This is a genomic window from Pseudodesulfovibrio profundus (assembly GCF_900217235.1).
Lineage (GTDB): Bacteria > Desulfobacterota > Desulfovibrionia > Desulfovibrionales > Desulfovibrionaceae > Pseudodesulfovibrio > Pseudodesulfovibrio profundus.
The window spans coordinates 1-24,197 of sequence record NZ_LT907976.1 but is presented as its reverse complement, the minus strand read 5'-3'; the positions used below and the strand labels follow the sequence as shown (position 1 = coordinate 24,197).

The following is a 24,197-nucleotide window of genomic DNA, read 5'->3' as shown; positions in this document are numbered from 1 at the left end:
GCGTTTTGGGGCTCTTTGCCGAACATGACGGAGGCTAATTCCGCTTGGGTGCGTTCTGGGGCTTTCTGGAGCGTCTGCGGCGGTATGTTTTGCGGTCCTTGGTCAGTATCTTGTGGGCGCGGCCCGGATTGCCTTCTTCCAAGGCTTCAATGGCTCTGCCGATCTGCGCAAGATACATTGAGCGTAGGTCTTTGAACTGCGCCACGTTCTGCGCGGCGTGGTAGGCTGCATCCTCGCGTTTCGTGGCCTTCACTTCCCTCTCGGACACGGCTCTTTCGCGTTCGCCCAGGGCGAGTTCTGTGGCCCGATTTTTTGCGACCAGGTCGCGCTCCACTTCATCGGCTCTTTTTCCCCCCTGTTCTTCGATTTGGCGGCTGATCTTGGCCCGTTCGTTTCTGGCCTTGTTGATCTGCATGGACAACTCGCGCTCCTTCTCTCGGCAGTTCTCGGCGTGGTTCTGGATGATGCTGTTCCCCGCTGCCACATGAAGGCCGTAGCCAATGGCAACGCCAACCGCGGCCACAAACAGCATGAGCATCAGCCCGAGCCACCTTTGCAGGACGAGCTGCACCGCGATCTTGACCGCTGTTGTGGCTGTGTTGTCGAAGACAAACGAGCCTGTGACGAGTGCCACGAGCCACAACACAACAACCGCAAGGGCAACAAATCCAGCGATTCTAAGCGTTCTCATTGGCATCTCCATACTTGTCGGCAAGCTGCGACATGACTTTGTGCAGGTACTCTCTGGTGACTTTCAGCTTGTGGTAGCGGGAGAGGTAGCTGACGATATCGTTCCAGCTTGCTCCCTTCTCGCGCAATCCGACGATTGCCCAATACTGGCGTTCAATGGCTCTGGCCTTCTTCGCTCTCTTGGCCTTCTTCACTTTTTTCATGCGGTCAAAACGCAGTTCGTGAATCTTCCCCAACTCATCAAGCGGCTTCGCCACCTTCAATTTTCGGGATGTGGTTTTTTCAAGGTCGTGTTTCATGGAACCGACCACAGAAAAAAAATCGTTGGTGTCGATCTTGAGGGCGGCGAATGTCGCAAGGACCGTCTTCGGTCCTTGGCGGCAAAGCCATGCCCAGAGCTTGATTTGCTTGTCCGTCATGTGATTTTCTCTTGTGAAATTTACAGGTGTATTTGCACCTGTGAATTTTACATAGAGAAAATCGGCGGTAAATGCAAGCGGCTCTAGGGCGTAGCCCCGTTACCTGACCGCAGGGCAGGTAACGGGGCGGCTTTCGCTAAGAGGGCTTGACAGCCCGCCCCGTCTTCCGCTAACGGCAGGGGCATATATGAAAAACCCCTGCGAACTCGAACACCGACCACAACTGCCTAAATGGCGACCGATAGGCGGCTATTAGAGGGGTCACAAATGGCTTTGATGTGAAGCACAAGCGTCAGTGAAAACTCTGCATGACGGCGAAAAAGGAACAAGATTCCAAGCAGAGCGAGAACGCTTCCCAGCGTGTTGTTTACGAACAACGAAGGGCGAAAGGGACATGCTAAGTGCATCCTGATTTCCACGGAAATCGAAGACTGGCAAACAAGGTACAGCTTCCCTCCTGAAGCTTATAACTCAACACCCACGAATTATGCGCGGCTCAATCAATTGGCAGACCGACCAGCTGCGACAAGCAATCTCCGCGATTGGCGAGTCAAAACACACCGACAAGGAAGCGGCTCGGGCCGCTCTGGGTGACATTCCCGCCACCTCCCAACGCATTTCAGACCAGACGAAAATCCACTCCTACGGCACAGCCCACGACTATCAGGAGACATGGAAGGCCATAGGCCAACATGCCCGTGAGATGGGCCAGAAGGACATGGAGCGAATCACCTCGGAGCACGTGAAGTCATATCTGGACATGCGCCGGGAAAGCGGCATTGCCCTGTCCACATGGCGCAAGGAAGCGGCTCACGCCGGGAAGCTCGGCAACGCGATCAGCGAGAAGACAGGGCAGCGGGTGGACTTCCGCGAAGCTATCAACGACCTACGGGCCGGGGCCAAGGATGCCCTTGAAAATCCTGACAGAGACAGGGGATACGTGGACCCACGCGAAGTCATACGGAACGTAAACAACCCCGATTCGCGTCTGGTGGCCACCATCCAAATGGAAGGCGGCGCGCGCTGCCATGAGGTGACGCAGATCCGCGCCGACCAGCTGCGCGAGGGAAACACCATCAACCTGACAAACACGAAGGGCGGGATGCCTCGGACAATCGAAGTCAGGCCCGACACGTTTCAGCGTTTGCAACAAACGCTGAGCGAGCGAGGCGGGGTGCTGCGGGTCAATCAATCGACGTACCGCAATCACGTTGCTGAAGCGGCAAGTCGGGCCGGTGAAGTCAACTCAGGAACACACGATTTGAGATACAACTTCGCCCAGGACCGCTATCAGGAACTTACGCGGGAAGGATACGCGCCTGAACAGGCGCACTATCTGATTTCCGAGGAAATGGGCCACCACAGGCCCGATATCACCCTGCACTATCTTCGCTAATGAAAATAGGGACAAAGCTCGGAACGATGGAAGCCATCAGAGCAAGCTTCCCTGGCCTTTCCCGGCGATTTCTTTCTGACAAACAGACCAAATCCACCCAGGCAGCGAGATCCGCGCTTTGCCCATCGTTCTTCGGCGCGGGGACTCCCGCCTTTAGGCGGGAGGGGAAGCGCCGCTCCTAATGCTTTCCCTGATTTTCAACGTAGCGTCGTAGGATGTCGATTGGTGCGCCCCCACAACTGCCAACAAAATATGAAGGCGACCACAACACGCCCTTCCAGTATCGAATACGAATGTCCGCAAATTCCTTTCTTAGAAGTCGAGATGATACACCCTTAAGAGAATTGACCAGCTTTGAAAGCTGCACCTTTGGAGAGTATTCTACCAGAAGATGCACATGATCTTTTTCTCCGTTGAACTCACTCAAGGAAACATCAAAGTCATTGCAGACGCTTTGAAATATTTCTTGCAATCTATCCAAATGAATCCTGCTCAACACCTTCCCTCGATACTTTGTCACAAAGACTAAATGGGCATGAAGCATCGACACGACATGCCGCCCTTTTCTAAGTTCTTCCACTTGACTGCCTCCGTAGACCAAGATATATTTTTGAGCATGGATGCAGTCAAGGGTTATGTTTACAGGCTTAAGACCAATGAAGGTCAAGCCGCCGTTTTCAAGCGGTGGGCGGGCATGAATCGGTTTGTCTGGAACATGGCCTTGGGGCTTCAGAAAAGAGCCAGGGATGAGGAACAGGCTCCAATTTTCTACGTCGAAATGGCTTCGTTCCTTCCGCACTGGAAGAAAGACCCCTTCCCCTGGCTGGCCGAAGGCGTGGCCGAAACCTACCAGCAAACGCTTCGTGACCTGGATGCGGCCTGGAAGAAGTGTGTCCGGGAAGGCGCAGGAGCGCCCAGGTTCAAAAAGCGGGGACGCTGCCGGGAATCCTTCCGCTTTCCCCAGGGATTTGTTTTCGAGGGCAACAGGGTCCGGCTCCCCAAGATCGGATGGGTTGGCTTCTTCAAGTCCCGTGAAATGCGTGGCGAAGCCAGAAACATTACCGTCTTCGAGCGGGCCGGGAAATGGTACATGTCCGTGTGCTGCAAGGCGGAAGTTCCCGAACCTGTTCACCCGTCCGTTTCCGTAGTGGGCCTTGATCTTGGCGTAGCTCGTTTTGCTACGCTCTCCGACGGTTCTTTCATCCGTCCGATGAATCCTTTGAGGGCCGCTGAAAAGGCCCTTGCCCGTGCACAACGTAAGTACGCTCGAACTCAAAAAGGCAGTCATCGCCGTGAGAAGGCGCGACTGCGAATTGCAAAACTTCAGGCCAGCATTGCCGATGCGCGAAGAGATTTCCTGCACAAGACTTCCACAGAACTCTGCAAAAAACACGCGGGGATTATTTTGGAGGACTTGCGCATTCGAAATATGTCCGCAAGCGCGAAGGGAACTATTGAAGAGCCTGGGCGTAATGTGAAGGCCAAGAGCGGTTTGAATAAAAGCATCCTTGACCAAGGGTGGCACGCTTTCAGACTTATGCTTGAATACAAAATGCGTATGTTTGGAGGGAGTGTTCACGTTGTTAATCCAGCTTACACATCACAAACTTGCGGAAATTGCGGTTGTGTTGATGCTGAAAGCCGGAAGAGTCAAAGCCAATTCCTTTAGAAGTGGCCTCGGTTCTTCGGACCACTGAGCGACGATTTTAAGGTGGACACGTTTACGAGCTACGCCGCTCTTTCGTTCCAGGCCAGAGGGGGTACCCCCTCTGGCCTGGAACGGTTCTGATATATCTCCATCGGCTTCTTGCCGTCAAAAGCAAAATGCGGACGTCGATTGTTGTAGAAATCGAACCACCAAGCCAAGGCTTGCCGCAGTTCGCTTCCGGTTCCCATCTCACGCAGGTAAGCACATTCATATTTCAACGAACGCCACAGACGCTCGATCATCACATTATCCATCCATCGGCCTCGACCGTCCATGGAGATACGAATTCCAGCCTCTCTGAGCGTCCGTGTGAACTCGTAGCTGGTGAACTGTGATCCCTGGTCGGTGTTGAAGATTTCCGGCACCCCATAACGATTCAGGGCTTCTTCCAAGGCAGACACGCAGAAATCAGCATCCATCGTGTTTGAGAGCCTCCACGACAGGACGGCCCGACTGTGCCAGTCCATGACCGCCACAAGGTATAAGAAGCCGCGTGTCATGGGGATATACGTGATGTCGGCACACCAAACCTGATTGGGCTTCGTAATCGCCTTGTGCCGCAGCAAATACGGATACGTCTTATGTTGCGGATGCGGATGGCTTGTCTTTGGCTTTTGGTAAATCGCCATCAGGCCCATTTTACGCATCAGACGTCGTACCCGTTCACGACCGACCCTTTGCCCTTCGTCTCGTAGGGTATTACGCATCTGTCTGGAACCGAAAAACGGCAGCTCCATAAACAACTCATCGATTCGGCGCATAAGGGCCAGGTTGGCCGGAGATTCGCCGATCGGTTCGTAGTAGTACGTCGATCGGTACAGCTTGAGAATTCGGCATTGCCGCCGGATACTGAGCTCGGGGTGAGTCTTGTCGACCACCTCTCGCCTTCGCTCACAGCTCAAATTTTGGCGAAGGCTTGTTGCAAAAAATCCTTCTCCACCGTGAGCTGGCCAATCTTGGCGTGAAGCTCCTTGATCTGGGCCCCGTTATCCTGACGGCCGACGGCCTTGCCTGAAAAGGACGCCACGATCCCTTCCTTGGCCTGCTTCTTCCACTGGGAAACCTGATTGGGGTGTACGCCGTACTTGCTGGCGAGTTCCGACAGGGTGTGTTCCCCGGACAGGGCATCCAGGGCGACTCGGGCTTTGAATTCCGCGCTGAAACGTTTTCTCGTCTTGGACATGAATTGCCTCCTTCGGGCAGTTTATGTCCACCTTATCGAGTGGTCCAGTTTTCCGAGGCCACTTCTCTTCCCGTTGCAAGTAGTGCAGGAGTCGCCCCGCCATAAGCCAATAGGCTGTCGGCATGGAAATAGGATCAAATGTTACCGTGTCTACTTTACCACGTTGATCTGCCCGGCGGGAAAGAAAACAGAGCCTCTTCGGCAAGAAGGGAAGGAAGAAAATATGATCGAGCTGACCGTTCACGCCAAAAGGAAGGTGCATGACTTTGAATGGCTCATCTCGCCCATCCTGAAAGGCCAGCGCCGCGCCGTCAGGGCCAGATTGACAGGCTGACTGCATCCTGATGCGGAACCACCCTGCTGTCAATCCATCCACGTCTCCATGAACACCCAGACAATGGCCTTCCTCGTCTCCAACCATGGAGAGTTTGGAGGGGACTGGTATTTTCCCGGATATGGTAAAGGTGCTGTTCATGGTCTTGCTACCATTTCTCAAACTGGGCGTTGTGCCAACAATACGTTTTCAAATCCCCAATACGCCCATGTCCCAGCCATAGTCTTTTGCGTCAAACTGCTCCATGGTTCCATGACCCACCCCATCCAATACTCTGTACGGGGGCGAAATGGAATATGCGATTCGATCATGCTCAAGCCATTATCTCGAACACGATCAACCACAAGATGCCCTCGCGGTAACCATTTGTGCGTGCAGTCATCATAAAAATTCAGAGATCCGGCGCGACACGGAAATCCTATGGAATCTTCATTGGGAAAAGCGAGGTACAACAAACCACCGGGCTTGATCCGAGCGCACATGGCGTCAATCATGCGGTAAGGATAAAGGCAGTGCTCAAGATTGTGATTGGAAATGACAAGGTCATACTCTTTGTCCATGTTCTCAAGTGTCAATGCGAAATCTTCGCTTTGAACAATAGTATAGACATCGAAGGCATCTTTATGAAGGATATTGTAATCGCCAACATCAACCCCCTCGTACACGATATTAGGATTGATGTTCTTGGCGTGGAATGCCGCGTCGTTGCCACACCCCACGTCTAAAACCGTAGAGCCTGCTTGCAGCGCACGCAGCAAATCCGCCCGCTTATTTACAGTCAGGGCGTGTTTAATACGACGCAACCACCGCGCCACCGACATTACTCCATCTCGCTGGAAGCCGCCATGCGTTTCCAGGCCGGGACCGATTCCTGGGCACGATTGAAATCTTCAGGGATACCTATGTCGATAAAAAAGCCGGTGTATTGTCCTGCACCCAGCTGTTTTTGGGCCGCGAGACGGGGGAAAAGATCACACTCAAGAGAGGATTCACCATCCGGCATATCTTCAACAATTGCCTTCGTCAGGCAATAGATGCCGCTATTGATAAAGCCGGGGCCACTCTCCCCTTTCTCGCGAAAGCTGGTTGCCAGATCATCCGTCACTTCGACCCGGCCATACCGAGCTGTGTCATCCACCCGGCGCAAGCCAATAGCAGCACCGGAACCAGCTCGTTTCGCCAGATCATGATAATTGAGGTCAAAGATTGAATCGCCGTTGAGTACAAAAAATTGATCGTCCAAAATCGAAAGGCAATTACGCAGACCTCCTCCGGTTCCCAACGGAGTACTTTCCTGAACGAAACGGATGTCCACGCCGGAGACGGGATGACAATCGAGGATTGAGACAAGCTGTTCGTGATGATAGCCCGACGAAATCACGATGTCAGTAACCCCGTAACGGGTCAGATTCCAGATAAGATAATTGATAAATGGATCGCCGCCTACGGGGAGCACCGGCTTGGGCATGGCCTCGGTCAGCTTGCCGAGTCGGGTTCCTTTGCCGCCTGCGAGTATGACTGCCTGGTGGATCACTGCAACCTCATGTCGTATATCGGTTTATGCCGTATAGGCGGCAATCATCACCCGCTTTCCGGCAACAAATTGTTCATACGCATTATCAGGTAAAGGTAATATCTCCACCCGCGCAAAGCCAAGGGCTTTGAGTATCCAGACAATAGCCTGAGGGCTTGGGCACAAGGCTATTCCGGTGACACTCCCCAGAGGATTGGCAAACTGTTCAGTCTCGTCGATAATGGTAAAGGCTCCGTGTACTGGCTGCTGCATCTCACACGTCCCCCAGTCGATTTTACCCTCAATCTCTGGGCCGACCTGAGATTCAACGAGGAGCACTCCCTTGGTCATAGCTTTCGCAATGCGCAAGGCGCCAACCGGGTTCTCAAGGTGATAGATGAGTCCGAGCATGAGCACTATATCAAACGCCTCATATTCGCTCCCATCCATGGCCATGACATCACCCTGCACATAGGTCGCATTCATCAGGCCGAGGCAGTCGCGCATGAGATTAGCCTCGTTCACAGTCTCCTGACGGGCCTCGATGCCGAGAACTTCACGGCACCCCTTACGAGCCAATTCCATTGAAAAAAAGCCCTGATTGCAGGCCAGATCGACACAACGAATGTCATGCCACTTGTCAGCAAAAAGCGGATCAAGCGCACCACTGATCATCTGTCGGCGAGTTTCATGAACAGGAATAATATGTTCGGGTATGTAGGGAGGTGTAACCTGGCCGCTCGGAAGCAAAAAAGGGTAGAACCATTTTTTTGTAGAACTTTTTCTTCGGTGCTCTGGAGCATTCGACCCCTCTTCAACTTAGCTTTTCGTAGTCAGGACAAAAACAGTGTTGGCTCCAAAAGGCAGATCCTCTTCATTGTGCAGAGCTACATCAAAAAAGTCCTGAAACAACGATGTCACATCACTACCAAATTCATGAGCCACTAGCAAATCAGCCAATTCATCTTCGGGAGCACCATGGTAAGACGGTTCAAGGATGGTACGTACTTCACCGGAAGAATCCAGAACAGCCCGTTGTCTGGTTTTCCTGTTCATCAATACCGGCACGGTTAGAACTATCGCCCCTCCCGGTTTGAGGACACGAGCCATTTCACTTAGCGCCGCCCCCAAATCCAGGACATGTTCAAGAACATCCGTCATCAATATCAGGTCAAAAGCATTGTCGCCGAACCCAAGGTCCATCAAATCTTCCGACGGCACCTCCGGCAACATTGACGCATACTGCGTGTAAACCAGCCCCGGCGTGTCTTGGAGGTAGGGATGCAGCACGGAAAGATCATTGCACTCCCATATGTCCAAAACTTTTCCCGATCGTCTTAATGCATCAGGGATGTCCCCCCAAGAGGACACCTCCACTTCAAATCTTCCATGCAAAACGTCTTTGACAACGCTGGCAAAAGCGATGAGCCGCAATGAACTCCCGCATTCGGCGCAGATATCCCCTTCACGACGATTGACAGCATGGCGTTCTTGAACATCCAACCTCCACTGGACACTGAGTCCATCGGGGATGACGTCTCGACCTTTCAGATGCAGATCATTCTTACAAACGGGACACACTCTTCCCATATGACAACTCAAATATTAAAAGGTTACTTTTCTGCAACCAGAGTGAAAATCCCTGAAAACCCATTGCTGATAATGCCATACTTCGCTGAGTGATGATAAACAATTTCCACCTTCCTCCAACCGGCCGCCTGAGCTCTACCAAGAATATCCCAACCTGGTATCTCGAAAACAAGGCTGCCCTGCGGGTCAACCGGGTTTCCATGATACTCAGGCTCAGTGAGATGCTCTATGCCCGAATCTGTTAGTCTGGCTTTCACAACGGACTCATCCGCCCCCATATTGAATGGAAAGGTCGAAATGAGTTTACCGCCAGGGACAATCACACGAGCAAGTTCTTCCAGACACTTATCAATGTCCGGAACATGTTCAAAAACATCATTGATGACAACGACATCAAATGCTGAATCAGAAAAAGAGAGGGACAACAAATCTTCACATAGTATAGGAAATAAGCCGTCACGAACTAATTGATCATCACTATATTCTGAACCAAGAAATCGCGGATAACGCCCTCGAAGCAACAACGCAAATGGCGTTACAGCTTCAGGGGCATATATCCGAATATCGTTATCGCCCTTCTCGGCAACAACTTTGTTCAATTCACAAATAACCGCTCTCAATCTACTATTCAAACCATTATAAAGAAAATCTTCTCTATAATTAGCCGATTGCACATTGAACAACCCCGGTTCCACTTTTCCGCCAGAAAACGAACAAAGGAAACCTTGTTTCTTAATCCTGTCCACGAGAGTATTAATCAGCTTAGGGTCCGTTATCGGGTTCGATAAGAAAAACCTCTCCCACTCGGCGAAGGAAGCGATCCTCTTAACCAATTCTAAATTATATGCATTTATTATTGACACTAACAGTTTCCACCGTAATTATTATTCAATTCCCTGATCAATCTGGATGTAACCCGATGATTCATATTCAAGTCTCTACCGCCACAGGAACTAATTTCCTTCCCTAAACCAACCCGATATATCTTAGCCGCTCCTCCATTTATCAGAATCTTCAAATACTCGGGAACAATCTCAAATTCTGTCGTTATTACTTGCCTTTTCCCAGAGCTTACTTGTGACATGTCTCGTTTATCCAATTCAACGGTATAGGAATCGCTCAACTCAACAGTAATAGAGCAGGCATCATCTACCTCTAACTCAATTTGAATGCATCCACGCTGAGGCCATGGTTCAAAATGTAAGATTCTCCCCCCTCTCAACCAAGCCCCCGACTCCATTTGCACGTAACGAGTCTCTGCGCTTTCCACAAGCATAGTATTGCCCCCAAACTCCCAGCCCAAAGGGCCATATCGAAAAGTGCCATTAAAAATCACATCCCAAACATAATCACAAAATGCCCACGTGGCATATCCAATACTGTTTGCATCAAGCCATTCAGGAAACCATTTTACGAATGCATCAATAACTTTTTCACTGATTGTTGAATAGCCCTTGCCAATGCTTTCATCAATGACCAAAAGTAATTGGTCTATAAATATCTTTTTAGAAGGATCTGAGACCTGAAGCTGACGGTGTACAAAGCTTAGAATCCTTTTCATATCATTCAGAGTTGGCTTTTCAGGCAGCATATATGTCGCAAAATACGTACCAATAACGTCACAATCAGTTTCTACAAACTGACGATGATGAACATAATGATGCTCTCCTCCATCCGAATCATTGTAGGGAGTCGTGTCGACACGAACCTCAGCAGACAGCCTTGGAAAGGCTACTGCCAAATCCATAAATAAATCTGTAAATTTGATATCGAGAAATTCCAGATATCCAAGAAATTCACCTGAATCCCTTTCTGGGATTGCCCCGCTATTCCCTGTAAAACCAAGTTCCGTAGCTAATTGAATTCTCATCGGCTCACTAGCTTTGGGTGCACGATTGCAAGGGAACATTAGTAGATCTTCCCATGTAATAAAACCATAAAGAAATTCTGAATATGTCTCGGCGATCAAATACAGTTGGCGGGCTTCTTCAATAAACTCATCTTTGCTAGAGCCTTCACATAACACAGAGAAGGCCACACGACCACGATCTCCGCTGAGAGGGAATCCATCCCAAGAATAGCCCAGCCGAAACATAAAGTTCAACCCTTTGTCCCTAATTTTGTCTAAAAGAAAAACTAGGTCATTATAAAAAATCTCATGCGCTTTCTGATTACTACTTTTAAGCTTAAAAAGCGACATTGGAAAAAGTAAAATAATCGTATTAAAACCGTCAGACCTGACCTCATCAAGATACTCATCGACTACATCCCGACGGAAAGTATCCCACATATTGATGGGCCAACCATCACCATAGTAATATGTCCCGATAACATTACTAACCTGCTTCTCAGCAAGCAACTTTTGCAGTGAGAACTGGGGGGGGAACGATTTCTGACTACTCTTTTGCAAGTCCCAGAACCTGGTATCTAAACAACCTGACACTTGGCTGTACTGAGATTTAAACACCTCCAACCCTTGTATATATAGTTGATAGTCTAGACTATGAAATTCATACAACGCAGCACGGAGACCTTTATCATCAAGCTCATACCCTTTTTTGCTTAATGTATTCACACGATGCTGCGGCAAATTATCTAGTTCAATATCCATTCCCAGCGATTTCGAAAAAAGCTCCATACTTTCTACAAAGAACTCAGTGATACCTATGCATGAAAAAGTTTTAATATCCATGCCACCCAAATATCGGGCCTGCTCATTTCGAACAGCAGGAGAAAAGGCGAACTCTTCAAAAGTAAAATTGTTATAATACTGCTGACGCCAAAAAGGACTCCGTGGAAACTTGTTACGCTGCCAAAACTGATAGTGTGAAAACAAACGCTGGATAGGATCCCGCAACCATGTGATATATCTTGCACCCTGCACATCAACATATTTATCTGCAACAAAATGACCATGGACAATTTCATGTTCGCCAGAAGTCATAGCAGCAAGAGCAGTTGTAGCTTCTAAGCCATAGTCAACCAACAGCTTTGCCCCATAATTTTTCCTTAATATGTCCAAGAAAGAACTACCACCCGTTTTCGGGACATGAACCGATATAACTGTCATTAACTCTCTCCATAAATCACAAACCCCAATATACACACTAACAGTCGGCCCGTCGCTAGGCACCTTCTATGCCTGTTCAGAACCAATGCCAATCTTACAATTTTACGACGAAGCACTGCCCTGTCGGCAGCGAAATATACACTTCTGGCTTATCCGCAAAAAATTCATCCACAGCCTTTCTGGCTCCAGGGCATGAGTGGAAGCCATAGTCATCGAAAAGCATAAAACCGCCTGAAGCCATACGTGGATAGACAAACTCACAAGCCGCTAAGATAGCTGGATAAATATCCAAATCAATATGAGCCATGGCAATAATTTTGTCTTCCAGTCCTGCAAAAGTATCAGGGACGAACCCCTTCCTAAAATCGATGTAGTCAGCTTCCCCCACTAGATCTTTGACAGCGTCCACATCCGTATCAGCGAAGTCACCAGCACTATGCTTATCGAAGTTCTTATCTGTTTCGGGCATTCCCTGGAAGGTGTCGAACAAACGGATTGTCCTGCTAGCACCAACTTGCTTCAAAGTTTCGTGAAAAAGAAGCGCGGTACCTCCTTGGTAAACGCCCGCTTCCCAAACTTCACCGTCCAGAGTAAACGCCTGTTTTGCCAGGTTCATGAGAATCCACAATCTATCGCGTGAAACAAGAGTCATGCGCCCTTTTGAAACCAGTTGAGCTATGACATCTTGAATGGTTTCATCATGGTCCCACGGACTAAAGATGGACCACGGGTTTACAAAAGGCTTATACATTTCTCGTTCCGGGATGCCAGGCAAAGCCTCACTAATCTTTTGAACGATATACCCCTTAGACTCTAATTGCTTGACGAGCAAGTCTTCAGCCAGCTTCATAATCATTCCGCTTTTTCGCTACAATATACTGGGAGAAGCCAAGAGCCATCCACAGTCCGTAGGTGTTGAGTTCTTGGTCATTCTCCCTTGCGCCGACCTTGAGTAATTCGGCTCCGAGGAATGGGTTTTCTATGTATCCCATATTGGTCATTTCCAGCCCACGATCATTAAGATATGGTAATACTTCTGCAATGTCTGCCGTATGCAAGTGAGTAGCGTCATCATAGAAATTCACTGTAGATATGGCTATGCCTGCTTCGTGAAACTTCGCCAATTGGGGAAAGAACGCACTCTTCTTGGTGGGCCACTCTAGATACAATGTCCCTCCTGGCTTGAGTGCACCAATCAGATTGTCAAAAAAAGGCTCCCAATTCGGGACATGTTCCAGAACATGACAAGCAAAGATAGAATCAAAATATGCTACGTGATCAACGAATGGCTCTTCAGACAGGTTGTGTACAAAAAAACCTTCACAATTATCGAAATATTCACCCTTGGTCAGGTCGTTGGCAAAATAACGAATGTCATCTCTGACCGGTGCCATCCATCCCTTCCAGCATTGGAGTGCACCGCTTCCGGCCCCAACATCCAACAGCCGTCCTTCATGTTCAACGGTCTTAAAAAACTGAAAACGAGGATGCATATTCCAATAGAACTGAAGCATCACATCTTTGTCAGCAAAGAAAGAAGCTTCATTACCGGACGTTCGCATCCAATCAAGAAGCTCCTGTAGAGCCTTTGCATCCTCGTTCTCAAAGCGAGTTGCAAGAGTTCTGAAAAAATTACTCGTTGATTTCACTGGCGGTCCTTTTACTGCTACAACTTAGTATGTATGATTTCGTGTCCAAGTCTCGAGACCATGATTCACGAATCGAAAATCCGCCGGTTCGACAGTGTGCCCCGACAAGGCATCAAGCACTGCATATCGCGTATTACCAGGGCAGTAAATCATCATAAAACCACCGCCACCGGCACCTGATATTTTTGCACCCAATGCACCGGCCTTCAATGCGTCAGAAATGATTGCATCAATACTCTGATTGGAGATAACATCAGAGCTTCGTTTTTTGCTCTCCCAACCATCACGAAGCAGCCTGCCTACGCAGTCGAGATCTCCGGTCAGGACCCCCTTTTTCAAAGCGCTTGCTGACTTTTTCACGCTGTGCAATGCCTCAATACGACTCTGATTGTCCTCATTAACAAATTTCTTCTGGTCATCGATGATCGTGGCCGAATCTCGACTCACACAAGTATAGAGTAACAATAGATTGTGTTCCAATTCATTGACAAATTCCTGCTTGACCCTGAGCGGGTTGACCAGGGTGGAACCGTCACGGTTAAATTCCATAAAATTAAACCCACCGAAAGTCGCAGCGAATTGGTCCTGCTTGCCTCCGGCAAGAGCGAGATCCACACGTTCAATCTCATATGCGAGATGAGCGATATCATAATCCCCGAGTGGCAGCTTAAGCCACTCACAAAAGGCACCCAAAATAGCGACAACCAACGTGGAAGAAGACCCCAGGCCAGAACCGGGAGGCGCATCAACCGATGTGGTTAAACGAAAGGAAAGAGGCTTTTTGACATAGTCCCGAACAATTCTATTATATACCCCAACCAGAAGCTGTTGCCCATTTTGGGTCTCCAATTCTAGGGCGGATTCGTGTATGGAATACTGGTGGCGATCAGTGCAACAGAGTTCGATTGTCCCGTTAACCAGGGGCTCTATGGTCGCGTAAGCATACCGGGAAATCGTAGTGTTGATAATTGCCCCGCCGAATCGAGACGAATATTCAGCAATATCGGTACCGCCCCCCCCAAAACCGAGTCGAAGTGGCGCTTTTGAACGTATGAATATTGACATATTTATTATTACTTCGATTTACCGGGTAGCTAAAAAAACATTAATGAATAGAAAGCCCTTTGCATAATGCGGACTATATCTTTCGACCATAATACCAATCGCCCTTGTTGGCAAGTCGATATAGGCAACTGCGAACACATAGGATCAACAATATTAAATATTAAAGTCTTCCCCTAGAACCTGCCACACACTTTTTGAGGTAAAATATTTCTGAACAAACTGGTGTGCTCCCTCTGAGAGCTTTTCAATCCGATGCAAATCCTCATGGAGTTCGACAATTTTATCGGCAAACCCCTTGTCGCCGTCAGCCACAATCACAGCCTCTGTCGCACACAGACCTTCAGCCCCGATAGAAGTCGTGACAACCGGGACACCATAATAAAGAGCTTCAACGACCTTACCTTTTACTCCGGCTCCATATAACAGTGGGGCCACCACGAGGCGACACATTCCATACAGTTCCACTAATTCCTCTTCGGAAACAAATCCTTTCACATGAACGTTTGGCTTACCAATCCGATTAAGCCAATCTGGTGTTTTTGAACCGACAATATAAAATGGGATATCCTCACCTGAAGCTTCAATATGCGGCAGGATATCATCGAGAAAATACTGAACAGCCTGAATGTTCGGAGGATGCCCAAAACCGCCGACGAAGAGGATACCTTTTCTTTCTTGAATAGGCTTTCCACCACCACCGGGGGTATCATAAATATATGCAGGCACGGATTTAGCCAAAACCTCCGGCAACTCTTTCTGAATAACCTTCACCTCGACATCGGACGGATAATAACAGACATCCACCTGGCTACAGATCGACAACTCCATCTCTTTAATTTTCTGAATTTCCTTGTTGTCCGGCGACTCCTCAGCCTGCAACGCTCGGCGTTCCTCCCGCAGGAAATGGAGATCATGCCCATAGTAGACAATCTTGCAATCCGAGTATTTCCTAATCGCCTCCACGTACTTCAGAGCAACATGTGGCCTGTTGAGGAATACATGAGTAAAAAGATGACTATTATCTGCGAACCATTGTTCCCAGTTTTCGAACCAATCTACACCGTACAAGACCTCGATACCCAGTTGCTGTAAAACTTCGGTATAGGGTTCAAGCCTAGCAAAATTATCTCCAAGAAACGTGACCGCCATACCGCTCTCTCTCAGGAGTTTCAGATAATGGAAGGCGGTTTTCGAACCTGCATCCTGATCGAAATGGGGAACGTAATGATCCACGTACAAGACTCGTTTACGACCAATGCTCCTCTCGCGAGCGGCTACAGGGTCCTGCCCGTTGGGAAGATGATCACGCTCCAACACATCCCGCCACTTCTCCACCAACTTTTCGTTGTTGGTCACCTGATAGGCTTTAAGCCCTGCCGTTTCATCCGTGCCATGAGACTTGCCCTCAAAGTGCACGACAACGGACTTGGGCTGATAAACGACTTTGTAGCCATGCTTGCGTGCTTCGAAAGCAAGATCACTGTCCTCGCAATATGCAGGGACATATCGTTCATCAAAGCCGCCAACCTCGTCCCAAAACAAGCGGCGGACCATAATACTGGCACCGGAGATATAATCGACTTCTTTGACGTAATTAAATTGCGATGCTTCAGGATCGCCACCACGTCCATAATTCCACGCGCTACCGTCTCTCCAGAGAATACCGCCAGCTTCTTGCAACGTGCCGTCAGGAAAAACGAGCTTAGAACCGCATATGGCGATGGCTAAGTCCGCGTCCATTGTCTGGTAGAGGCTTTCCAGCCACCCATCCATAACCTGCGTATCGTTGTTAAGAAAGAGCAGATAATCGCCCTCAGCATGTGTTGCGGCGTTGTTACAGTTTTTGAGAAAGCCGAGATTTTCATCGTTACGCACAACACTGACGAAAGGGAATTCCTCACTCAAATTAAGCGTTTCATCCGTAGACAAATCATCCGCCACAATGATTTCGTATGGCACCTTGATGCTACTTTTTACAATAGATGTAATGCAGTTCCGGGTGTATTCATATTGATTATAGACAGGGATAATCACCGACACTACAGGCTTGTCCCAAAGCTCGAAACACTGCACATCACAGGCATCAATACTTTCGCTACGCCGCTCGCATCGGTCATAGTTGGATTCCCAAGTACGGAATTCCGCTATGGTCCTGTCCATACGATCAAGCCTGGAAGGACTCTTGAATTGCAACTGGGTCGCATCTAGAAAACGGATAATAGCCGTACCGATCTTCCAACGCAAAGAATTGCGAACATGAACTGTATCACCAGCCATGACAGTAAGCATATGCCGAAGGTAGGACAGAGACTGCTTGAGCATCTCCGAATATTCCACCTGTTGCTCAAAATACAATTTGAAACGATCCCTCTCCCGAATTACTTCATCCTGACCAAAAGCGCTGCTTTCATTTTTCTTTTGCAACTCACTGTTTTGCGTATGTAAAGCCGTCAACTCCGTTTGCATGCGTTCCATTTCGGCAACCAACACTTTATCACGTTCAGCCAGCTCTCCTTCCAGGCGAGCTTGTTCGGCAACCAACACTTTATCACGTTCAGCCAGCTCTCCTTCCAGGCGAGCTTGTTCGGCAACCAACACTTTATCACGTTCAGCCAGCTCTCCTTCCAGGCGAGCTTGTTCGGCAACCAACACTTTATCACGTTCAGCCAGCTCTCCTTCCAGGCGAGCTTGTTCGGCAACCAACACTTTATCACGTTCAGCCAGCCCTCCTTCCAGGCGAGCTTGTTCGGCAACCAACACTTTATCACGTTCAGCCAGCTCTCCTTCCAGGCGAGCTTGTTCGGCAACCAACACTTTATCACGTTCAGCCAGCTCTCCTTCCAGGCGAGCTTGTTCGGCAACCAACACTTTATCACGTTCAGCCAGCTCTCCTTCCAGGCGAGCTTGTTCGGCAACCAACACTTTATCACGTTCAGCCAGCTCTCCTTCCAGGCGAGCTTGCTCCCTGACAAAAGCTGCATCACGTTCCTGAATTCCCCCTTGCAACGAGCTCAACAAGGTTCGAGGATAGTTCCCCTCATAAAAATTCTCGGGGACTTCTGGTAACAAGGCATTGGAAGCTAAGACCACGGTATAAACTGGCGCTGACATGACAGAATCCGACGCAATAGCCCCACTTCCTGTGTCGCGAAAGTACGCCAAATTACTAGCCTTCATAGAATCAAGAACCGACATGGCCGATCCAATAAAAAATGATTGCCCCAACACTTTTGTATGGTTGAATTCATCATCAATCAAAGAGACAAACTCATCTTGCGTTAACTCGCGCAAATGAAATTCGTTGGGATGCGGAATGTTTTTTCCGTATTCCTCTTTATTCGGGGAAGAACATATGAAAAGTCCATCATCGCACAAAACACGTTTTACCTCAGCCACGAATGATTCGCACTCGACAATATGTTCTATAGTCTCAAAACTCACAACCACATCAAAACGGGAATCCTCGAAAGGCATTGCCTTACAATCTGCTTCCACAAAGCTCAAATTTCCAGCCTGATATTTCTCGCGGGCGGCTTGCACCGAGGCGGTGTCAATGTCCACGCCAGCCACACTTTCTGCCACCTGGGAGAGAATGTGACTGCCGTATCCTTCGCCACTGGCAACATCGAGAACCTTCTTGCCCTCAACATGGAGAGCGGCAAACATATATCGGTGAATATGCTCACACGTCATCTCCAAAGAAACAGACTCATGAAAAACAAACCGTTCGCCCGTGCATTCAGCAGCTTCTTTTGTCGGAAGGATTATATCTTTTATCATCATTTTTGACATGCAGCTCTTAATGCGGATAGGGATATTGTGGAAAGAATCGTCCACTGACTAAAAAGGCTATTGTTACTGACAGCTGTTCCAGAGAATCGGCTTTTCTTTCCAGTCGCCACTCTCATCCATGCAAAGCACCAATTCGATATCACATTCGTTCTGGTTGGTCAGGTCGACCAAACGACATATTTTATTTGAAGCGGAATAATACTGATTGCGGATTCTCAAGCGCACATCACCATAGCGGGTGTTGACAATGAATGTCTCACTACCCACCACAGATGTTGCAACGTAGTTTTCCAGCGCATTCATAGTGGGCGGAGGAGGCTGTTCGTTCTCCACTTGCTGTGGCGGTGGCGCTTTTTGGGAAACACACCCCCCCACGAAACAGATCAGTACAACAAGCAATATTCTTCGAAACACTAGCAACTCCATTCTATGGCAATATATTGAGTACCGTCTGTAAGGCTCTGCACATGCGCCGCCTCACGACTCCCTGACGAGGTTCTTCGCCGTCAGCCAGCCTTTGCAGGACAACTTCGGGGCCGCAAAACATTTCTGTTCGCCAATCATAGTAGGTTGGATACAGGATTAACACCCCAGCGACAAGTTCATCCAAAGCCAAAATGCGGTTTCGTCTGGGAAAATCTAATCTATCTTCCGTCAGTCCCCATCCCGCGTAGAAAGGGCCGCCATACGTATACACTGAAATGCCCCTCAGCAAGGCCTCAAAACCAGACAATGATGTCAGCGTATGCAATTCATCAATGACAGGGAAAAGCGCGTTCAGGCCGACATCCGTTAAAATAACGTCATAGACATTTCGACCCTCGTCAGCGAAAGCACCACCATCACGATTACCGCTGACCACATCCGGGTGCGGTTTATAAATCAAGTAGGCGTCAGGTCGATTCACCCGGACAGCTTCAAGCAACTCCCGATCAGAAGCTATGCCCAATCCGCCCAATTCCACCGATTTGTCATCCGCGACTTGCCCCACAACCAGAACCACTTGCCGACCGCCCGAATCGAAAGGGACCTGCTCTTTCGTTAACCCAACATTGTATTTAGTGATACCACTGGCAACAATCTTCTTTCGCAACGCCGTGGCCCGTTCAACAAGTTGTTCATCAAACTGTTTCTCTTTGAGAATGACTTCTAGGTCGCTAGGGCCAGACGGATCAAAGTAAGCTCCCCTCGAATCCATACAGAGCGAGTAAGGCCAGTAAAAATCCGAACCAAGCCCTGTGGAACGGAGGAAACCATCTTCTACACCGATCACCGTAACATCCTTGTCTTCACACGCCTCCCACGTTCCGGGCGGTGTTTTCGCAGACCAAACCAAGGCTCTTCCGCCAATATCGTAGGCGGTGACAGCCGTGGTTACGGCTGTGTTTTCAAAGAGAATATTGCCGTCCGTGGACTTGAATAGATGTGAAGCAAACCCCCTGCGCCACCAGGAGAAACCGGCACAAACCCAATCGCCTCGATTCCGGTCATTGTGACGTTTCTGATCAGCAAGGATCTGGACAGACTCCATGATTCCAGAAAGCTGCCCGGTAAAGGGATCTAGGTACCTCGCATAGCAGATATATGCTGCGGCAAAAACTTCTTCCAGGGATCGTCCGACAGATCGCCGGTCAAGTGATAACCTGTCACAGGTCAGCCCCCGTCCGGCATAAAACGGCATCCCGAAGCAGGTAACCGCCACCCCCCTAAGCAGTGCCTCGAACCCCATTTGCGAACTCACAGTATAAACATGGTCCACCTGTTTGAGCAGGGAAAGGGGATTCACATCGTAATCGATGACCGTCACGTTGGACAAATCAGCCTCGGCCAAATAGCCCACCTTCTTCCCCGAAGTGACATCCGGGTGTACTTTGATCAGAATCTCAGCTTTAGGGTGTTCTTCCCGCGCTGCACGGGCCATTTCCAGAAATGTTGATTCGTCGGCCAACCCCAGCTTGACGGAAGCGTCATTTTGGGTCTGGTCGATGAGAAGCACCCTTTCGCACCCATTTTTCGGCAAATCGTCAGCCAGTTCTGGAGCATGATTATACTTGCTCACCCCATTGGCGACAATGCCCTCAATCGCCTTACGGGCCAAGCGAAGTTCTGCATCGGAAAAATCACGATCTCGGATCATGTTTTCGAGCTGAGAAGGGCCTGTAGCATCATAATAAACACCAACATCATCGACGATAATAGAAAGAGGGGCATGGCCCTGTACGCCCAAACCAAGGGAGCGCAAGAAGCCATCTTCCACGGCCAAATACGGAAGGCTCCACTTTGCGGCCATCTGTTTAGCTTTGTCTGCCGTGGGCTTGTGGCCCCACCCAGCAATAGCCGACAAACCATCTGGGGCACCAGGGCGAAAACGCACCTCGTCGCCGAGCAAAGTTTCAAGGTGTGGGATGCGACTCATGCCCCTGGAGAAGATACCAATCATCCCCTAGCTCCTGACGTTTCGCGCAAATCGACAATATGTGCCGACGCATTCTCAAACATGCGTCGGCGCATGTTGCCATTCTGAACCAACCCACAGATAGCATCAACCCAGTCCTGAACGGAATTTTTGACCAAAAGTCCGTTTTCACCACTTTTAATCACAGTATGAAACACTGAATTTTCGGAATAGATTCCCACACCACTAGCTCTGGTTATGTCGTAATATTTTACATGACTTCGACATCGGTTGAAGGGTGAATCGAGAAGTGGGGCCAAACCGATATCATAGCTCACAGATGCAGAATACGTCAGAAATGGCTGCCATTTCATGGGATGCACGACCCTGACACCTTCGATGCCTTGGTAGAGTTTACTCACCGGCTTTTCACCAAAAAGTTCAAACAGCACGCCGGGCTGGCGTTTTACCACTTCAGCTATGACATCCCGTAACCAGAGAATCTCTCGCCTATGAGAGGCGGTGCCATGATAAAAAATCGTCACCGGACCATCATTTTGGGACAAAACTGAACCAGTCGGCTCAACCGGCAACGGGCCTAAAACAGATTGGTCATCCAGTCCGTATTTCACAGCAAGACCATCGGAAGAAACATAGACCGATGAACAAATCTTATCAAAAATCTTCAAAGCCCGAGCATACCGAATGGCGGTTTTCAGAGAGTAGACGAAAGGAATGTGTGGATCGTTCAAGATGCCCGGTATGTCGTCATCAAAAAACACCAAAACCGGAGGCAAAGAGTTGGATTCGGCCAGCAACATTTTCTGCCAAACCGGACTGATATGCCGCACCAGAACAATGGCTGATGCATTGTTCAAAAGCTCGGCATCTGACTTTTCGCAAGCGGTATCAATGTACAACGCAGTCGGGAACCGTGTCTTCCAGTAATAATCCAAAGTCGGCGTATCACCAAAATGAAGGACAACAAGATTGTCGGTTGACGAAAATGTGAATGGCCCCACTTTCCCAGGAAGTCTTTCGAAAGAGGCGGGCCACAATCTGGCAACAAGTTTTTTAACTGTAACAGTCATTTGTGGTATAGCACATCTGGCCGACTAGAAAAGAGGGGTGAGGATTGCTCTTGTGCCAACTGCTAGCTGAAAGAATATCTGAGTCAGGTCCTTAGCTATCTGCAAGGTCTTAGTCTCATATTTTGGCAAGACCATGATCGCATCACCAGCTTCAATCAAGTCTTTATTGGCATCCAGTATTCGACCGTCTGCCTTGAACAGGATAATATTCTTAGGATCCGCCTTATTGCCAAAACCACCGGACATGCCAATATAGTCAGAAATCGTATATCCCGTTTTATAAACCACAGCATTAGGAACAATCACCTCACCTGAGATAAGCACGACATCGGAGTGATTGGGAACAATGATAATGTCCCCGTCCTGCAAATAAATGTTCTCCACCTGTCCGTCATGAGCAATGGAGACCACGCCCTGCGGCTTAATCTTTTTTGCGCGCTGGACAAATTTACTGATCAACTGGGCTTCCTTAAGTCTGATAGAGGCCCCCTCGGCCGTGGCCGATGAAGAAGTCAGCGCATTTTGTTCCAGCCTGAACAACGATTCCATGAGTGCCGCAGATTGTCGCCTAGCAACCTCATATCGCCGCAAGTAGATGGAATCGAGTTTAGCATAGTTCTTATCCACCTTGATATAATTCAACACATCATGGAGACGTGCTCCCTTTTGAACGAAGAACTGTGATCGCCCATCCAAGGCACCCTCAGCATAAATGGTGATGGCCTCAGAAGGTTCATCATAGATAAATTCAATAGTATCATTCTCATGCACAGCGAACGTCTCAAACTCATCAAGAGACAGGTAGGTCTTAAGCGGTGCACCTGCCCGATGCCCCCAAATAGAAACATGGGTTACACCTGGCAGCGGATCGCTCCACTTCATAACTTCAGAACCGCGCACAACTTTATTGGAGAATTCAAACCATGCCTGAGTACGAACATGCCCGTTAACGCCAACCCGAATACCGCGCTTACTGACTACGATAACATCACCGTCTTTGAGTCGAATGTTACAGAAGTGGCCTCGGTTCTTCGGACCACTGAGCGACGATTTTAAGGTGGACACGTTTACGAGCTACGCCGCTCTTTCGTTCCAGGCCAGAGGGGGTACCCCCTCTGGCCTGGAACGGTTCTGATATATCTCCATCGGCTTCTTGCCGTCAAAAGCAAAATGCGGACGTCGATTGTTGTAGAAATCGAACCACCAAGCCAAGGCTTGCCGCAGTTCGCTTCCGGTTCCCATCTCACGCAGGTAAGCACATTCATATTTCAACGAACGCCACAGACGCTCGATCATCACATTATCCATCCATCGGCCTCGACCGTCCATGGAGATACGAATTCCAGCCTCTCTGAGCGTCCGTGTGAACTCGTAGCTGGTGAACTGTGATCCCTGGTCGGTGTTGAAGATTTCCGGCACCCCATAACGATTCAGGGCTTCTTCCAAGGCAGACACGCAGAAATCAGCATCCATCGTGTTTGAGAGCCTCCACGACAGGACGGCCCGACTGTGCCAGTCCATGACCGCCACAAGGTATAAGAAGCCGCGTGTCATGGGGATATACGTGATGTCGGCACACCAAACCTGATTGGGCTTCGTAATCGCCTTGTGCCGCAGCAAATACGGATACGTCTTATGTTGCGGATGCGGATGGCTTGTCTTTGGCTTTTGGTAAATCGCCATCAGGCCCATTTTACGCATCAGACGTCGTACCCGTTCACGACCGACCCTTTGCCCTTCGTCTCGTAGGGTATTACGCATCTGTCTGGAACCGAAAAACGGCAGCTCCATAAACAACTCATCGATTCGGCGCATAAGGGCCAGGTTGGCCGGAGATTCGCCGATCGGTTCGTAGTAGTACGTCGATCGGTACAGCTTGAGAATTCGGCATTGCCGCCGGATACTGAGCTCGGGGTGAGTCTTGTCGACCACCTCTCGCCTTCGCTCACAGCTCAAATTTTGGCGAAGGCTTGTTGCAAAAAATCCTTCTCCACCGTGAGCTGGCCAATCTTGGCGTGAAGCTCCTTGATCTGGGCCCCGTTATCCTGACGGCCGACGGCCTTGCCTGAAAAGGACGCCACGATCCCTTCCTTGGCCTGCTTCTTCCACTGGGAAACCTGATTGGGGTGTACGCCGTACTTGCTGGCGAGTTCCGACAGGGTGTGTTCCCCGGACAGGGCATCCAGGGCGACTCGGGCTTTGAATTCCGCGCTGAAACGTTTTCTCGTCTTGGACATGAATTGCCTCCTTCGGGCAGTTTATGTCCACCTTATCGAGTGGTCCAGTTTTCCGAGGCCACTTC

General features: G+C 49.3%; 21 protein-coding genes. 2 read left to right on the top strand and 19 right to left on the bottom strand.

Annotated elements, in window-relative coordinates; translation table 11 throughout:
- Positions 1 to 34: 34 nt before the first annotated feature.
- Together DPRO_RS19715 and DPRO_RS19710 are read right to left on the bottom strand one after the other, a co-directional pair.
- Positions 35 to 691, bottom strand: coding sequence for a hypothetical protein (locus tag DPRO_RS19715; RefSeq protein ID WP_097013834.1), 657 nt, complete (start codon positions 689 to 691; stop codon positions 35 to 37).
- The gene (locus DPRO_RS19710; RefSeq protein ID WP_097013833.1) at positions 678 to 1,109 is read right to left on the bottom strand and encodes a hypothetical protein; all 432 of its coding nucleotides are present in this window, start codon (positions 1,107 to 1,109) and stop codon (positions 678 to 680) included. The genes DPRO_RS19715 and DPRO_RS19710 overlap by 14 nt, the downstream gene beginning before the upstream one ends.
- Before the next feature lie 487 nt (positions 1,110 to 1,596).
- Between DPRO_RS19710 and DPRO_RS19705 the strand changes: the two genes are divergently transcribed.
- Positions 1,597 to 2,505, top strand: a complete 909-nt coding sequence (locus DPRO_RS19705; protein ID WP_097013832.1) for a site-specific integrase — start codon at positions 1,597 to 1,599, stop codon at positions 2,503 to 2,505.
- Positions 2,506 to 2,683: 178 nt separating this feature from the next.
- Here the strand turns inward: DPRO_RS19705 and tnpA are convergent, their stop codons facing one another.
- Positions 2,684 to 3,109 carry an IS200/IS605 family transposase gene (gene tnpA, locus DPRO_RS19700; RefSeq protein ID WP_157917582.1) on the bottom strand — a complete coding sequence of 142 codons (426 nt, stop codon included), beginning with the start codon at positions 3,107 to 3,109 and terminating at the stop codon, positions 2,684 to 2,686.
- Between tnpA and DPRO_RS20795 the strand changes: the two genes are divergently transcribed.
- The gene (locus DPRO_RS20795) at positions 3,035 to 4,174 is read left to right on the top strand and encodes an RNA-guided endonuclease InsQ/TnpB family protein (protein ID WP_097013831.1); all 1,140 of its coding nucleotides are present in this window, start codon (positions 3,035 to 3,037) and stop codon (positions 4,172 to 4,174) included. The two genes, tnpA and DPRO_RS20795, sit on opposite strands and share 75 nt — an antisense overlap.
- A gap of 59 nt (positions 4,175 to 4,233) precedes the next feature.
- Here DPRO_RS20795 and DPRO_RS19690 read toward each other — a convergent pair.
- The 16 genes from DPRO_RS19690 to DPRO_RS19615 form a co-directional block, all read right to left on the bottom strand.
- Positions 4,234 to 5,396 (bottom strand): IS3 family transposase gene (locus DPRO_RS19690; RefSeq protein ID WP_097010279.1). Its coding sequence is split into 2 segments (ribosomal slippage): positions 4,234 to 5,121 and positions 5,124 to 5,396, totalling 1,161 coding nucleotides; the frame shifts between segments, so codons are not numbered across the junction.
- Positions 5,397 to 5,888: 492 nt separating this feature from the next.
- Positions 5,889 to 6,545 carry a class I SAM-dependent methyltransferase gene (locus DPRO_RS19685; protein WP_157917580.1) on the bottom strand — a complete coding sequence of 219 codons (657 nt, stop codon included), beginning with the start codon at positions 6,543 to 6,545 and terminating at the stop codon, positions 5,889 to 5,891.
- 5 nt (positions 6,546 to 6,550) lie between these two features.
- Positions 6,551 to 7,264 (bottom strand): nucleotidyltransferase family protein, encoded by a 714-nt coding sequence (locus DPRO_RS19680; protein WP_157917579.1) that lies wholly within the window; start codon positions 7,262 to 7,264, stop codon positions 6,551 to 6,553.
- Between the two features lie 24 nt (positions 7,265 to 7,288).
- A complete protein-coding gene (locus DPRO_RS19675; protein WP_097013828.1) occupies positions 7,289 to 7,918 on the bottom strand; it encodes a class I SAM-dependent methyltransferase in 630 nt (209 codons plus the stop codon).
- A gap of 144 nt (positions 7,919 to 8,062) precedes the next feature.
- Complete coding sequence (locus DPRO_RS19670) at positions 8,063 to 8,746, bottom strand: class I SAM-dependent methyltransferase (protein WP_157917578.1); 684 nt, start codon at positions 8,744 to 8,746, stop codon at positions 8,063 to 8,065.
- Positions 8,747 to 8,856: 110 nt separating this feature from the next.
- A complete protein-coding gene (locus tag DPRO_RS19665) occupies positions 8,857 to 9,579 on the bottom strand; it encodes a class I SAM-dependent methyltransferase (protein WP_157917577.1) in 723 nt (240 codons plus the stop codon).
- Positions 9,580 to 9,695: 116 nt separating this feature from the next.
- Entirely contained in the window at positions 9,696 to 11,903 is a 2,208-nt protein-coding gene (locus DPRO_RS19660; protein ID WP_097013825.1) for a sulfotransferase family protein, read from the bottom strand.
- A gap of 94 nt (positions 11,904 to 11,997) precedes the next feature.
- Entirely contained in the window at positions 11,998 to 12,753 is a 756-nt protein-coding gene (locus DPRO_RS19655; protein WP_157917576.1) for a TylF/MycF/NovP-related O-methyltransferase, read from the bottom strand.
- Positions 12,740 to 13,552, bottom strand: a complete 813-nt coding sequence (locus DPRO_RS19650) for a class I SAM-dependent methyltransferase (protein WP_157917575.1) — start codon at positions 13,550 to 13,552, stop codon at positions 12,740 to 12,742. The genes DPRO_RS19655 and DPRO_RS19650 overlap by 14 nt, the downstream gene beginning before the upstream one ends.
- 24 nt (positions 13,553 to 13,576) lie before the next feature.
- On the bottom strand, positions 13,577 to 14,617 hold the full coding sequence (locus tag DPRO_RS19645; protein WP_232005811.1) for a GHMP family kinase ATP-binding protein: 1,041 nt from the start codon (positions 14,615 to 14,617) through the stop codon (positions 13,577 to 13,579).
- A 153-nt stretch (positions 14,618 to 14,770) separates the two neighbouring features.
- A complete protein-coding gene (locus tag DPRO_RS19640) occupies positions 14,771 to 18,400 on the bottom strand; it encodes a glycosyltransferase (RefSeq protein WP_162291212.1) in 3,630 nt (1,209 codons plus the stop codon).
- Positions 18,401 to 18,472: 72 nt separating this feature from the next.
- Entirely contained in the window at positions 18,473 to 18,823 is a 351-nt protein-coding gene (locus DPRO_RS19635) for a DVU3141 family protein (RefSeq protein WP_157917574.1), read from the bottom strand.
- 13 nt (positions 18,824 to 18,836) lie between these two features.
- A complete protein-coding gene (locus DPRO_RS19630; protein ID WP_097013820.1) occupies positions 18,837 to 20,849 on the bottom strand; it encodes a capsular polysaccharide biosynthesis protein in 2,013 nt (670 codons plus the stop codon).
- Positions 20,846 to 21,895 carry a glycosyltransferase family protein gene (locus DPRO_RS19625; protein ID WP_097013819.1) on the bottom strand — a complete coding sequence of 350 codons (1,050 nt, stop codon included), beginning with the start codon at positions 21,893 to 21,895 and terminating at the stop codon, positions 20,846 to 20,848. The genes DPRO_RS19630 and DPRO_RS19625 overlap by 4 nt, the downstream gene beginning before the upstream one ends.
- A 24-nt stretch (positions 21,896 to 21,919) precedes the next feature.
- Positions 21,920 to 22,960, bottom strand: coding sequence for an SLBB domain-containing protein (locus DPRO_RS19620; RefSeq protein WP_157917573.1), 1,041 nt, complete (start codon positions 22,958 to 22,960; stop codon positions 21,920 to 21,922).
- A 9-nt stretch (positions 22,961 to 22,969) separates the two neighbouring features.
- A protein-coding gene (locus DPRO_RS19615; protein WP_097010279.1) for an IS3 family transposase occupies positions 22,970 to 24,132 on the bottom strand; the annotation gives its coding sequence in 2 pieces (ribosomal slippage) (positions 22,970 to 23,857 and positions 23,860 to 24,132; 1,161 coding nt in all).
- Positions 24,133 to 24,197 lie beyond the last annotated feature (65 nt).